The sequence below is a fragment of the Sphingomonas sp. TZW2008 genome (assembly GCF_002117915.1).
Classification (GTDB): Bacteria; Pseudomonadota; Alphaproteobacteria; order Sphingomonadales; family Sphingomonadaceae; genus Sphingomonas.
The window spans coordinates 1-12,995 of record NZ_BDJB01000016.1; the positions used below are offsets into that span (position 1 = coordinate 1).

14 protein-coding genes are annotated in these 12,995 nt (G+C 69.4%); 9 read left to right on the plus strand and 5 right to left on the minus strand.

What is annotated here, in order from left to right:
* Positions 1–522 precede the first annotated feature (522 nt).
* On the plus strand, positions 523–1,527 hold the full coding sequence (locus B7L05_RS16310) for a helix-turn-helix domain-containing protein (protein WP_085811348.1): 1,005 nt from the start codon (positions 523–525) through the stop codon (positions 1,525–1,527).
* A gap of 230 nt (positions 1,528–1,757) precedes the next feature.
* On the opposite strand, the gene B7L05_RS16315 is transcribed toward B7L05_RS16310, so the two are convergent.
* Entirely contained in the window at positions 1,758–1,985 is a 228-nt protein-coding gene (locus B7L05_RS16315; RefSeq protein ID WP_085811349.1) for a hypothetical protein, read from the minus strand.
* Positions 1,986–2,169: 184 nt separating this feature from the next.
* Between B7L05_RS16315 and B7L05_RS17545 the strand changes: the two genes are divergently transcribed.
* Positions 2,170–2,367, plus strand: coding sequence for a hypothetical protein (locus tag B7L05_RS17545; protein ID WP_179187254.1), 198 nt, complete (start codon positions 2,170–2,172; stop codon positions 2,365–2,367).
* A 117-nt stretch (positions 2,368–2,484) separates the two neighbouring features.
* Here B7L05_RS17545 and B7L05_RS16320 read toward each other — a convergent pair whose 3' ends face one another.
* On the minus strand, positions 2,485–4,191 hold the full coding sequence (locus B7L05_RS16320; RefSeq protein ID WP_144037350.1) for a hypothetical protein: 1,707 nt from the start codon (positions 4,189–4,191) through the stop codon (positions 2,485–2,487).
* 296 nt (positions 4,192–4,487) lie between these two features.
* Between B7L05_RS16320 and B7L05_RS16325 the strand changes: the two genes are divergently transcribed.
* The 3 genes from B7L05_RS16325 (at position 4,488) to B7L05_RS16335 (ending at position 7,079) form a co-directional block, all read left to right on the plus strand.
* Positions 4,488–5,504 carry a hypothetical protein gene (locus B7L05_RS16325; protein ID WP_085811380.1) on the plus strand — a complete coding sequence of 339 codons (1,017 nt, stop codon included), beginning with the start codon at positions 4,488–4,490 and terminating at the stop codon, positions 5,502–5,504.
* A 168-nt stretch (positions 5,505–5,672) separates the two neighbouring features.
* Complete coding sequence (locus B7L05_RS16330) at positions 5,673–5,924, plus strand: hypothetical protein (RefSeq protein WP_085811351.1); 252 nt, start codon at positions 5,673–5,675, stop codon at positions 5,922–5,924.
* Between the two features lie 552 nt (positions 5,925–6,476).
* The gene (locus B7L05_RS16335; protein WP_085811352.1) at positions 6,477–7,079 is read left to right on the plus strand and encodes an anthrone oxygenase family protein; all 603 of its coding nucleotides are present in this window, start codon (positions 6,477–6,479) and stop codon (positions 7,077–7,079) included.
* Between the two features lie 93 nt (positions 7,080–7,172).
* Here the strand turns inward: B7L05_RS16335 and B7L05_RS16340 are convergent, their stop codons facing one another.
* Complete coding sequence (locus B7L05_RS16340; protein WP_256926809.1) at positions 7,173–7,901, minus strand: Crp/Fnr family transcriptional regulator; 729 nt, start codon at positions 7,899–7,901, stop codon at positions 7,173–7,175.
* Between the two features lie 285 nt (positions 7,902–8,186).
* Here B7L05_RS16340 and B7L05_RS16345 point away from each other — a divergent pair, with 285 nt between their 5' ends.
* The 4 genes from B7L05_RS16345 (at position 8,187) to B7L05_RS16360 (ending at position 11,411) form a co-directional block, all read left to right on the plus strand.
* Positions 8,187–9,044 (plus strand): SDR family oxidoreductase, encoded by an 858-nt coding sequence (locus tag B7L05_RS16345; protein WP_085811354.1) that lies wholly within the window; start codon positions 8,187–8,189, stop codon positions 9,042–9,044.
* 72 nt (positions 9,045–9,116) lie between these two features.
* Positions 9,117–9,782 (plus strand): ParA family partition ATPase, encoded by a 666-nt coding sequence (gene parA / locus B7L05_RS16350; RefSeq protein ID WP_085811381.1) that lies wholly within the window; start codon positions 9,117–9,119, stop codon positions 9,780–9,782.
* Positions 9,779–10,108: a ribbon-helix-helix domain-containing protein gene (locus B7L05_RS16355; protein ID WP_144037351.1), complete on the plus strand. Its 330-nt coding sequence runs from the start codon at positions 9,779–9,781 to the stop codon at positions 10,106–10,108. The genes parA and B7L05_RS16355 overlap by 4 nt, the downstream gene beginning before the upstream one ends.
* A 520-nt stretch (positions 10,109–10,628) precedes the next feature.
* The gene (locus B7L05_RS16360; protein ID WP_085811355.1) at positions 10,629–11,411 is read left to right on the plus strand and encodes an SDR family NAD(P)-dependent oxidoreductase; all 783 of its coding nucleotides are present in this window, start codon (positions 10,629–10,631) and stop codon (positions 11,409–11,411) included.
* A 16-nt stretch (positions 11,412–11,427) separates the two neighbouring features.
* On the opposite strand, the gene B7L05_RS16365 is transcribed toward B7L05_RS16360, so the two are convergent.
* Positions 11,428–12,297: a sterol desaturase family protein gene (locus tag B7L05_RS16365; protein ID WP_085811356.1), complete on the minus strand. Its 870-nt coding sequence runs from the start codon at positions 12,295–12,297 to the stop codon at positions 11,428–11,430.
* A 53-nt stretch (positions 12,298–12,350) separates the two neighbouring features.
* Positions 12,351–12,950: a hypothetical protein gene (locus B7L05_RS16370; protein ID WP_144037352.1), complete on the minus strand. Its 600-nt coding sequence runs from the start codon at positions 12,948–12,950 to the stop codon at positions 12,351–12,353.
* Between the last annotated feature and the right edge of the window lie 45 nt (positions 12,951–12,995).

The window sequence follows — 12,995 nt, forward strand, 5'->3', positions numbered from 1 at the left end:
CGCGCGCGCGGCGGAACCGGCGGCGGACCTGGCCAGTAGCGGGGATGGCGAATCAGGCGGTGAATCGGCGCGCGGGGCCACGCGCGACGCGGGCTAATTGATATCCGAAAGCACGAAGTGTTGGCGCAATTCCTACTCGAAAGCACGAATTGAAGCGCGATTTCCTACTCGAAAGCACGAAGTGGTGACGGGTTTTACTGCCGATCCGGGGCAGTTTTTCGCATTTCCTACTCGAAAGCACGAACCGTAGACGCTTCCGATGTTGGAATTAACCTGCGACATTGCCGCTGAGCACGCCGGCATCGGGCCGGCGACATAGCGGAGCGGCCGTGACCACATAAAGGAAAGCCCGGCACGAAGGCCGGGCATCCCAGAAGTAGATGGAGCGACGTCGCCAAACGTCGATCCGGAGCAACACCATGCTCCCTCCAGATACGCTGGAACCCCGAGCGGTTCAAGGATGCGCGTTTCGCGCCACGCCCTCTTTTTGTCTCGTGTCCCGGCCCCGATGGGGGATGGAAGATGACGGCGTTTACCTTGGGGGAAGCGACGGCGATCGCGCTCGGCCGCGTGCGCGCGGGGGCGGGCCAGAGTGCGGGACGCGCAACAGGCGGTACTACGGGCGCGGTGCCCGGGCTGGCAGTGCCCGGCTTGGCGGGGGTGCGCGTGCGGGCGCCCGCGCGCAGCGGCGCGCCGCACCCGACCGGCGCGCCGATCCGCCGCGACAGCATCGAGGCGGGGACGTTCGAGGCGCATTTCTTCGTCGTGCCGGCGAAGGGCGAGCCCGACCGGCTGGTGCGCATGGCGCGCGCCGCGCTCGACGCCGGGCGCCGGCTGAAGCGCGCGGTGCGCGCCGAGGCGCGCGTGCTGAGCCCGGCGGAAGCCGCGCTCACCGCGATGACCGCGGGAGCGGTGCGCGTGTTCGAGGCGCTGTGCACGCTCGCGCGGCTCAACCAAGGCCGCGTCTTCCCGACCTACGACTGGCTCGCCGAGGCGACCGCGCTCGGCCGCGCGACCGTCGCGCGCGGGCTTCGCGCGCTCGAGCTCGCCGGCTTCCTCGTGCGCCAGCGGCGCTTCAAGCGCGTCGGGGCGGCAGCAGGCCGGGCGATGGACAGCGCGGCGACCGGCGATCCGGGCGGCGATCCGGGCATCGGCGAGGCGCGGTCGGGCGCGCCGCGCTACGCGCAGACCTCCAACGCCTATCGCCCGCTCGCGCCCGTACGGCTGCTCCCGCACTTGCCGCGCTGGATGGCGCCCCCGCCCCTCCCCGCCGACGCGGTGCAGCGCGCCGCCGATCGCGCCGACGCGGTCGCGGCGATGCACGCCGGGCTCAGCTGCCGCGAGCTCGCCGAGACGCTGGTCGGCGGGTCGCTCGGCCGCGTCCTCGCCAAGCTCGGCGCGACGATCGACCGGGGTGCGCCGCAGCGCGCCGGCTGCGAGTCTCAAAACGATCCGCAACCGCTACTGGATTCAAAATATCCTAGGAGAAACGGCCTCGGCCTAGTCGGCCGAGATGATGATGCCTGACGGCACTCCCGCCGACCCGCCCTGCCCCACCCCAACCAAACGCTAGCGGCAACGTCAGACGCGCCGGCTTACGCCGTCGCGATGCTCCCTAATGGGATCAGGCGGTTGCTGTCGGTTCGCCGTCATGAGCCGGCATGCCTGCGGCAGACGATCAGGTTGAGTCGGCGTGTCAATGTGTCGGTTTGTATGCTTATCGACATGCCGACAGACGGTTGGTCAGGCGTATGCGGTCAGCGCGGGCGCCGGATGCTGCTGCGCGTGATCCACAGGAAGCCGGGATAGAGCAGCGCGGCCCCTCCCCAGCCCCAGCGCCACAGCGTGTCGGACCGCGCGGTACAGCGCGGCTCGGGGCAATGCGCCGTCACCAGTGCGACGAGCCAGATCGCGAGCAGCGCGACCACCAGATAGCAGATCGTCGCCGCGACGAGGTTGCGCTTGCTGATCCGCATCGTGGTCATCACGCACGGCTATCACCGCGCACGGGCGCCGCAACCCTCGCGCCGGCGTGCAGGTGGGACGCGATATCCTTGGCATGACGACCGAGCCGCTGGTCGCAGGCGGTGAGGCACGCCACAGCGCAGAACGGCTTGGCGTGGCGACTACCCGACATGCCGACAAGACGACATGTCGGCAGGAGCGGTTATGGGTATCCAGCCGTTGTACTCGACGATCGCTGATCGATGCATCGACGACATTCCGACTGTCGTCGTGATGGCGCTTCGTTCGGCACGACGGATGGCCGCACCCGGCGTGTCGCGGTGTCGACAAATTGCCGTGTCGATCTGGTGGCGCGCAACCGCTGCGTGCCATGGCGGCGATCGCCTTCGTCGCGACGAGTGATCGCGCGCACCGGTATCGACCGGATTGCGACCGATCGCCGATGTCGTGGCGACGGTGGCGCTTCGCCCGGCGCATGGTGCTCGGGTCCACGTGTCGCGATGTCGACACGTCGGCGTGTCAATCCAGTGATGCGGCGGGCTTCAGCAAATAGACGTCGTAGCTCTCGTCGGTCGCGGCGGGGGCGAAGCGGGCGAGGCGGCGGGTAGCGGCAAGGAAGCGGCGCGCCTCTGCGAGGTCGACGCGCAAGGCGCCGTAATAGCCGCGGTCGCGCAGACCCGCGGTCGTTCCGGGTCCGAGCCGCTCGCCCAGCACGACGACGATCGGGCGGCGATGGCGCGCCTGCAGCCGGCGCGCGGTATCGAGCAGCCGGCCGATCGTCATCGTCTCCTGCGCCGCCTTGGAGAAGGCGAGCGTGGTGCCGAAGCGCCGCTCGCGCGCAAGATAGATCGGATGGCGCGAATAATAGGGCAGCGCCTCGAGCGCGGTGTCGGGATCACCCACCACGATCGCGTCGGCGAGCGCCGGCCGGGCGAGCAGCGCGGCGAGATCGCGGCTGCGGCTCTCGGGCACGCCGTCCGCGATGCGCGCGAGGACGAGCGCGCTGGTGACGAGCTGAAGCGCGAGCAGCGTGATGAGCGCGAGATTGTCGGGCGCGCGTCGATGCGGCGCGCGCGCGGCGACGATCCAGGCGAGCGTGACGAGGAACGCGAGCAGCAGCGCCTGGTGGCGATACCCGCCGGGATAGACCAGCACGAAGACGAGCGTCATGCCAAACAGCGCGGCGATCGCGGCGAGGATCGCGCCGAGCGCCGGGTCGCGCGACCAGCGGTGCGGCGGGTCGCCGGGGGCAGGGGGCGTGCGCAGCCCGGCGATCGCGAGGCCGATCAGCGCGGGGAGGAGGACGAGCACCGGGATCGTGGACTGCAGCGGCGCGGGCATCAGCTCGGCGAAGGCGGGGCCGAGGCCGAGCACGAGCGTTGCGAGGAGCGCGAGCGGGCCGGGGCGTTCCGTCGGCAGCATCGCGGCGGACTGCGCGGAAGGGTAGGCCTGCCATAGGCACAGCGCGGCGCCGAGCGTGGTGGCGGCGACCGCGAGTGCAAAGCTGCGCCAGGCGCGGCGATCGGGGGCGGGGCGGTTAGGGGGGCAACTGCCGGGGAGGGCGTGCGCGCGCTGCTGGAGCAGTTCGACCGCCCAGAGGAGCAGCAGCGCGCCGGCGAAGACGAGCGAGTGGATGTTGGCGTTGGCGAGGAGAAACAGCAGCGCGGCGAGCACGCCGGGCGTGTCGCGATGGCGCGTCCAGGCCGCGGCGATCGCGTAGAGCAGCAGCACGCCGAGCCCGTAATTGCGCGCGACCGCGACATATTCGTAGAGCGTGAACGCGCCGAGCAGCGCCAGCGCGAGCAGCAGCGGGCGGAATGGCGCGCGCAGTGCGAGCAGCGTCGCCCCCGCCGCGCCGATCGCGAAGGCGGCGAGCGGCAGGACGACCGGATCGCGGTATGCCGTCCACGCGAGCCGCAGGATGACGTGCCACAGCGCGGGATGCCCGTCGCCGCGGATCGCGACAACCATGTCGAGCAGCCCGCTGCCGCGCTGCGCGAAGCTGAATGCGCGGATCTCGTCGCGCCACATCGTGTGATGCGTCGCGGCGTAGAGCGCGCCCGCGAGCCACAGCGCGAGGAGCAGCAGGCGGACAGGCAGCGCGGTGTCGCGGGGGGCTGCCCGGTCGTTTGCCGTGTCCTTGCCTGGGGAAGACGGGGGCTGCGGCGTCCCGGCCGACACGGCGCGTGCGAGGGGGTGACGGAAGGGGAGGGCAAGGAACGTCACGCGAAGCGGAGTAGCCCGGCACCGGATACCAAGCAGTTAACCACGATCGGGCGCATTGGTCGCATCAAATTGTCGGCGTGTAGTAGTGTCGGAGTGTCGACACAAATATGTAGACACGATTACCGTCGAAGGGGGAACTCACGGCCAGCTCGGAAGGCGCGTCCCGGAACGGTGAAGTTTTCGGCCGGTCCGCCTTGGAGAGACGATGCTGGCGATCGGCCGAAGTCAGCGTACAAGCACGGTTGACGCGGTGCCAGACCAGCATCCAGTCGTTCGGCCAGGCAAACGGGGCTTTCATGGCAACCCAGACCAGCGATAGCGTTGATCGAAGGCACGTCGCCGCCAGCATCGCGCCCGTCATCATCGTCGCGTTGGCTGGGGTGGCGGTACGGACGCCATTGGCGACCACCTATCCGTTCGCCGCGCTATTGCTGTTCCTTTGGATCGTCGCAGACACGCTGATGCTGTCACTGATCGTCCGATCGGCCGGAAAGCCGGCCTGGCGCGCCGTCCTGGGCGTGCTGGCGGGCGCCAGCCTTACCGTCTGGCTGGGATCGCCATCAACGATGCGGGACGTGCTGATCGCAACGCCGATCCTTGCACCGGCGATGATGGCCGTCGTCTTGGGCCATGTCGCCTGGGCCGCGGCCCGCGCGCGCCGGGCGGCAAGCCGGGACGGCATCGGCCGCAAGGAGCGGTGGGTGGCGGCCGCGTCGGAGATTCTTCCGCCGGCGCTGGTGCGGTTTGCCGTGCTGGAGATGACGGTGATCCACATGGCGCTGTTCCGGTGGGGCGGACCGGCGGACGTGCCGGCCAACGCCCGCGCTTTCGCCTATCACAAGCATTTGGCGCCGATGTGTACGGCGCTGCTGATCCTCTCGGCAATCGAGATTGCGGTGTACCATCTGCTCGTCGGCCATTGGAGCCGCACCGCCACGCTGGTTATGTTCGTCCTGAGTGACGTGGGGTTCGTGTACCTCGTGGGCCTGATCAAGTCGTTCCGGTTCAGGCCCGTGCTGCTGACGCCGGAGGGCGTCCGCGTGCGGGCTGGCTTTCTGATCGACCAACTCGTTCCATTCGACGCGATCGTTGCCGTCGACGGCGGTTTCACCGGGAACGAGGTACGCGACGCAGCGACCTTGAACGCCGCGCTGCTTGCCTGGCCCAACATCATGCTGCGATTGGATCGCCCCCTGCATCGTCGTTCGCTCCTGAAAGAAAAGCGTCCGTTCGCTCGTGTCGCGTTCCGCCTGGATGATCCGGAGTCGTTCATCCGCCTCCTCACCTGGCGGCTAGGTCAGCGCACAGGCTAAACAGCCCTCCCGATCCGGATCGTACCGACCGAACGGCCACATGGCGGCACACCGTTCGCGCGTGATCGAGCGTGCGGGGGAGGCGGTTGCGCCGATCTGACCCTGCTGGGGGTTGGAGGATGGCCGGAAAATTGGCATCGTGCCCCGGCCAACAACGGAGTAACCACCATGCTTTCCAAGTTCACTGCCGTCGCCGCTGCGGCTGCGATGCTCGTCGCGCCGGTCGCCGCATCGGCTGCCGCCAACCCCGCCGCCAGCCTGTCGGTGGCGAAGAGCGCCCGCGCCGGATCGTCGGTCGCGCGTGCCGATCAGGCCGCGGGCGGCAACGCGCTCGTCTACGTCCTCGGCGCGCTGCTGGCGGGTGCGTTCATCTACGCGATCGTCGACGGCGTCGACGACAACGATTCCGACAGCAACTGATCGCGCGACGGGGGTGGCACGCGCCGCCCCCGTCCCGATTTGGCGGCGTCCGCGCCGCGTGACGGCATGTGCGGGCGCGTGACCCTTGGTCCTCCCGTCATCGGGGAACCGGCGTGGGTGCGGGCCGCACCGGCCGGTCCGGTGCTCACGATCCCGATCCGACGCGGCCCACCCGCGCGACACAGGCGGCCTCGCTTTTCCGACGTCGAAGCCCACGATCGCGTGCCGGCGGTCTCCTGACGGGACGTGCACTATTGCATTCATTACAGCGCGCCGGGCCTAGCCAACACGCCCAGGCGCGAGCGGGCGAGCGAGGCGATCAGGCTGCACCGCCAAAGCGAGGGAATAGAAATCCCGGTAAGTGGCGGGGCGATCAGCCAACGGCATTCCCACGAGCCAACCCATCACGGCTTCCACGCGGGTGATCGAACGGCTGCTATCGGGAGCCGCTGGCACGATTGCGAATGTTTGCGGTCGGGAGGATTGCCGACTTACGGGTTTCAAGTGATGATTGGAAAATGTGGGCCATAGCGCACGTCCCGCGGAGGTAAGATGGCGGCGAGGCAAAGTGTCACCCGGGCGTTCCTGTGGATCGCAGTTCTAGTCGGCGGGCCTCTCCTCGGCGCAAAGCTGTTCGATCTTCTGGTTCTTGCCGGCGCCTGGAGCGCCCGTCCGCCTGCGTCGCTCACCATGATGCCCTACGGCAAGGCCTGGCCCGTCGATACGGGCGTGTTTTTCATTCCATTTTCCGCAGCGATGCTGATCGCCGGCTTCGGCGCGTTTATCGCCGGTTGGCGCACGCCATGGCACTACCGGTGGCTTCTCTGCCTTCCATCGCTCGGCATTCTGCTGCTCCTGATCCTCACGGTCGTTGCCTTTTGGCCGATGAACGCCGCGCTCTATTATCATGGGATCGGCTCGCCCAAGGATACGATTACCGACGCGCAGTCGATCGTGATGACCCATCGCTGGATCGCACTGGATTGGGTTCGCGTGGGTGGTGCAGCGGCAGCCTTTGTCGCGCCGCTCAGGGCCCTCACCCTGCCATGGCCCGAAACGATCGCTCCTGCCGATCCGCCGATCGTTCGTGCCCTTCTCGCGCTTACGCTCGCCGGCGTGGCCGCTTTCGTCATCTGGTTTGTCGCCAGCCTCTGACCGCAGATGGGCGTGAGCGGACCATCCGTTTTCACGAGCAACGCGATTATTCTGTCTGCGCCACCTCGCTCACCCCATGCCCGCCCGCTCGCGTTACTCCGCGCGGGGGAGCCAGGCGGGGTCGGGGCGCAGGCGGCGTTCGGGGAGGGGGGCGAGGCGGCGCAGCGCGGCGGGATCGAGAAGGCGCACGGCGTGGCCGCGGCGCTCGATCAGCCGCTGCGTCTCGAGATCGCGGATCGTGCGGTTGGTGTGCACGCTGGTGATGCCGAGCACGTCGCCGATCGCCTCCTGCGTCAGCGGCAGATCGAACGTGTCGTCGTGCACCAGCCCGAGTGGGGTGAGCCGGGCGTGAAGATCGAGCAGGAACATCGCGAACTGCTCGACCGCGCTCGAGTGGCCCTTGGTCGCCAGCATGTCCATCAGCACCAGCCGCTCGACCTGCACCGCCATCAGGAACACCGCGGCGAGCCGCGGCTCGCTTGTCAGCAGCGCGCCCATCCGGTCTTCGGGAACATAAGCGGTGACCGCGTCGGTCAGCGCGGTGAGCGTGTCGGCCGAGCGATCGAGCACCATGCTCGGCGTGCCAAGGATATCACCCGCGAGATGGATCTTCTGGATCAGCCGCGCGCCGTTGGCGAGGATCAGCGAGGAGGCGACCCAGCCGTCGATCATCAGGTAGATGCCGCGCACGGGATCGCCCTGGCCGCGGATCCGCGCGCCCTTGCGATGCGACACCGGCGCCTCGCCGAGCGCCTGGAAGCGCGCGATCTCGCGCGGTGACAGCGTGGCGAGCGCGTTGAAGCGGTGGGCCGACCAAAGCAATCCTGTTTCCTCACGATGAAGGACGAACAAGCCGCCGCTCTCGCGCGTGGTCTGACCGTCCGACGCGCGCGATAGGCGGGATCGTCGCTGGCGCGACTAAACTGCATTAGCACGAACGTACGTTATCGTACCATGACGACGGATCGACGGTTCGACGTGTCGACACCGCAACAAGGTGAGACGAGGTGCGGCGAGGTAATGCGCAGGCCGTCGCGCGGAACGTTGCCTGCCCCCGCGAATTCCCCCTTCGCACCCAACGCCTTGCTTTCCTGAAGGAATCCCCACGTGACCGATTATCCCAGCCCGCCGTTCCCTGATCAGCCGCAGCCGGTGCCCGGGTGCACCGCGGCGATGGATCCCGTGCCCGACCACGGCGAGACGAGCTATCGCGGATCGGGCCGGCTGGCGGGCAAGCGCGCCGTCATTACGGGCGGCGACAGCGGGATCGGCCGCGCGGTCGCGATCGCCTTTGCGCGCGAGGGCGCCGACGTGCTGATCTCGTACCTCGACGAGGACGAGGACGCGCGCGACACCGCGCGGCTGATCGAGGAGGCGGGGCGCAAGGCGGTGCTGATGCCCGGCGACATCCAGAGCGCCGAGCATTGCCGCGCGATCATCGCGCGCGCGGTCGACGAGCTCGGCGGGCTCGACATTCTCGTCAACAATGCCGCGCACCAGCAGACGGTGGACGACATCGACGAGCTGTCCGACGAGGAGTGGGAGACGACGTTCCGCACCAACATCCACGCGATGTTCTATCTTACCAAGGCGGCGACGCCGCACCTCGGCCGGGGCGGATCGATCATCAACACGACGTCGGTCAACGCCGATACGCCGAGCCCGCAGCTCCTCGCCTATGCCACCACCAAGGGCGCGATCCAGAATTTCACCGGCGGGCTCGCGCAGCTCTTGGCCGACAAGGGCATCCGCGTGAACTGCGTCGCGCCCGGCCCGGTGTGGACGCCGCTGATCCCCTCGACGATGCCGGCCGAGAAGGTGAAGACGTTCGGCGAGCAGGTGCCGATGAAGCGCCCCGCGCAGCCCGCCGAGCTCGCCGCGCCCTATGTCATGCTGGCGAGCGATGAGGCGAGCTACATCTCGGGCGCGACCGTGGCGGTAACAGGTGGCAAGCCGGTGATCTGATTGCGGCGCGCGGGGCAGGGGGCGGCAGGAATCGCTCGACAGGGTGACATGTCGACACTTATGGCTGTCGGCATGCCGACGCCGCCCCGCACGATTGCGATCATCAGCCAGAAGGGCGGGGCGGGGAAGACGACGCTGGCGCTGCACCTTGCCGCCATCGCGCAGGAAGCGGGGCGCGTCGCGCTGATCGTCGACACCGATCCGCAGGCGACCGCGAGCCAGTGGGCCGCGTGGCGACAGGACCGGCCGCCCGAGGTGATCGACAGCCCCCCGCCGCGGCTCGCCGCCAAGGTGGCGGCCGCGCACACGCAGGGCGCCGAGCTGGTGGTGATCGATACGCCCCCGCACGCCGACAGCGCGGCGCGCGCTGCGGTCGAGGTGGCGGATCTGGTATTGATCCCGTGCCGGCCGAGCGCGTTCGATCTCGCCGCGATCCAGACCACCGCGAAGCTCGTGCAGCTCTTGCGCAAGCCCGCCTTCGTCGTCTTCACCGCCGGGCCGCCCAATGCACCGCGCGTCTATGCCGAGGCGGGCGAACTGGTGGAAAGCTACGGCACCCCGCCGTGCCCGGTGATTTTGCCCGATCGCGCCGCCTATCGTCACGCCAGCGCCGAGGGACGCACGGTGACCGAAGCCGAGCCCGCGGGCCGCGCGGCGGAGGAAATCCGCGAATTGTACAAGTGGACGTGTCGACAGATCGACATGCCGACCCCGCGTTTTGCGAAAGGTGCCCGATGAGCCGCAAGCCGAGCTTCGCCAATCTGCGCGGCAGCGCCACCCCCGCGCCCGTTGCCGCCCCTTCCGCGGCGGACAAGCCCGTATCCGGCAGGCCCACGCGCGGCGCGATGCCGTTGCAGCCCACGATGCATGGCGAGGAGGGCGCCGCCCCGGCGCGGCCCGAGAGCCGGGTGGGGCGCAAGCAGATCGCGGGGTTCTTCACCCCCGAGATGAGCTTCGCGATGCACATGCTCGCGCGGCGCCAGGGCCGCAGCCTCCAGGCGCTGATGGCGGAGGCGTTCAACGACGTGCTGCGCAAGCACGGCGAGAGCCCGATCGGGGAATAGCGGGCGCGATCGGCCGCTCGCGGTCGACCGACGCCCCACGTCGCCGCGTGGTCCTGCGCGCGGCGAGCCGCGGTCGATCGCCGCGTCGGAAACGCCGGTTCGGACAACAGGGCGTAGGCCGCGCGCGCAGCGGCGTCGGATCGTCGTCGGCGGGGAAGCGCTCGGCAACGGAGCGCGTCTCAAGCAGCGCGGCCGATTGGGCTTGCGGGTGGGCCCTACTGCCGCGCGGCCCGGCGAGCGCCTATCCGGTGCGAGCGTCCGACATGATGCGCGCGGTGGACGTGTCGGCATCGCTTGCCCCGGCGCGTCGCCCCTAGAAACCGCAGCGCCTTTTCAGCCCCGCACGGGCTACGAGCGGCGGGTGTTGCCGGGTTGCGCAACGCAGCCTATCCTCGCGCCTCTTCGTGGAGTGACCCGACGTGATCCAGCGGCACCGCTGAGGCGGCAGCGACGATAGCGACGATGCGGGCGGGGGTTATCCCGGCCGCTCGGCCCTTTTCTCCTGGATCACGGGATCATCATGCAACGACTGAACAACAAGACGTGCGTCGTCACCGGGGCGGCGCGCGGGATCGGGCGCGCGATCGCGGCGCGCTTTCACGCCGAGGGCGGCGACGTCGTCCTGACCGACATCGATGCCGACGCCGGGGCGCGGGCCGCTGCGGCGATCGGCTGCCGCTTCGTCGCGCTCGACGTGCGCGAGGAGGACGACTGGGCGCGGCTGGCGGGGGCGGTCCCCGTCGCCGACGTGGTGGTCAACAATGCCGGCGTGACCGGGTTCGAGGACGGTGCGGCCGCGCACGATCCCGAGCACGCCAGCCTCGCCGACTGGCGCGCGGTGCACCGCGTCAACCTCGACGGGACGTTTCTCGGCTGCCGCTACGCGATCGGCGCGATGAAGGCGAAGGGGGCGGGATCGATCATCAACATCTCGTCGCGCTCGGGGCTGGTCGGGATCCCCGGCGCGGCCGCCTATGCCGCGTCGAAGGCGGCGATCCGCAACCACAGCAAGACGGTCGCGCTCTACTGCGCGCAGCAGGGCTGGACGATCCGCTGCAACTCGATCCACCCCGCCGCGATCCTGACGCCGATGTGGGAGGCGATGGTGGGCGACGGGCCTGACCGCGCGGCGCGCATGGCGGCGCTGGTCGCCGATACGCCGCTCAAGCGCTTCGGGACGCCCGAGGAAGTGGCGGCGATCGCGGCGATGCTCGCGTCGGACGAGGCGACCTATGTGACGGGGACCGAGGTCAACATCGACGGCGGTCTGCTCGCAGGCTCCGCCGCGGTGCCGGGCGGCTAGGCGGGCTTGAGCGGGCTTAGGCGGGGAGCGAGTGCGCGGGTACGGTGTGGGAGGCAGCCTCCGCTGGCATTGCTGGCCGTGCGAGGGGCTGCGTCGCGGCGCGGTAGCGCGCAGGCAGGGTCCACCAGTCGGCGAGCGTCGCCGGCTGGCGCACCTCGGCGAGGCCGACCGCGGGCCACTCGCCGGGCGCCGGCATGTGGCAGGTGCCGAACAGGCGGTCCCACAATGTCGTGAAGGCGCCGAAATTCCTGTCGAAGTGCCGCTCTTCGAGCGAGTGGTGGATGCGGTGGAAGCGATTGTCCGCCAGCACGCAGCGCAAGGGGCCGGCGTGGAGACGCGTCGGCGAGTGAATCCACACGACGTGGAGCCAGATCAGCAGCGTCGCGATCGGCACCGCGGGGCCGGTATCGGCGACGATCAGCGTCGTCGGGATCGTCACCAGCACCAGCGAGAACAGCCCTTCGCTCAGGTGATGGTACGAATTGACAGCGTTCAGCTCCTCGATCGAATGGTGCACCGCGTGCCAGCGCCACAGCCAGCGATGCTGCGCGCGGTGGAACCAGTAGAAGACGAAATCGTGGAACAGCGCCCCCGCGATCACCGCGACCGGCACCGCGAGCCATCCCGCCCAGGATACGGCGCGCAGCACCGGCAGCGTGACGAGCGGCGCGAGCCCGAGCGCTGCCCACGCAAGCTGCATCCCCGTCGCGAGCGCCGCGCCCGACAGCGTCAGCAGCCCCCAATAGGCGACGCCGCTCGCGCGCCCGGCGAGCGAATGGCGCTCATGCGGGTTGGCGAGCTCGATCGCGGTCAGGATCGCGAGCACGATCCCCCAGCCGGTGAGGCTGGCGATGAACGAGGCGACGAAAGGCTCGACGAACGACATGGCGCCCGCGCTTGTCGCCCCGCGCGCCCTACGATCGGGTTAAAGGGGGCGGGTTAAAGGAGGCGGGGGGGTGCCGTCCCGATCGAGTGCCGGTAGCGCCATTTGCGCCAGAGCAGATCAAGGACGCTAGCGATCGCGGCGAGCGTTACGATAAGCACCGCCCCATACCAGCCGGCGAACCGTTCGGGATGGTGCCACAGGTTCCACAAAGGCTGCATAGCGACGACCAAAGCAAGGGCGAGCGCGCGATAGGAAAGCTGATCGTAGCGGCCGGGATTGCGCCACAGCGCGCGCCGTGCATTCCGATCGAGCGCATCGGCGACGGGCGCCCGCCCGGCAAGTGCACGAGCGGGCACGCGAAAGGCGTACCATTGCAACAGCAGAGAGACGGCGCCACTGCCCACGATCAGGCCGGCACACCACAGCAACAGCTTCTCGGGTTGCGCCACGTGGATCGCAAGGATTGCGCCGATCAGCAGGACGGTCGTGCTGATTGCCGGGAGGATGAGGGCCAGGGCAGATAGCGTCGCGCGGGCGTCGAAGGCGTCGAGGATCGCGCCGTGTTCCGCCGTGCTGAGCGGGATTGCCGGGCCGACCAGGTTGCGGCGATAGACGAGGCCGGTTTCGCCTTGGGTGAACTGCGTCGCGAACACCTTGTGAAACGTGCCCATCAGCGGGAGCTGGCGGTGCCACCTGCG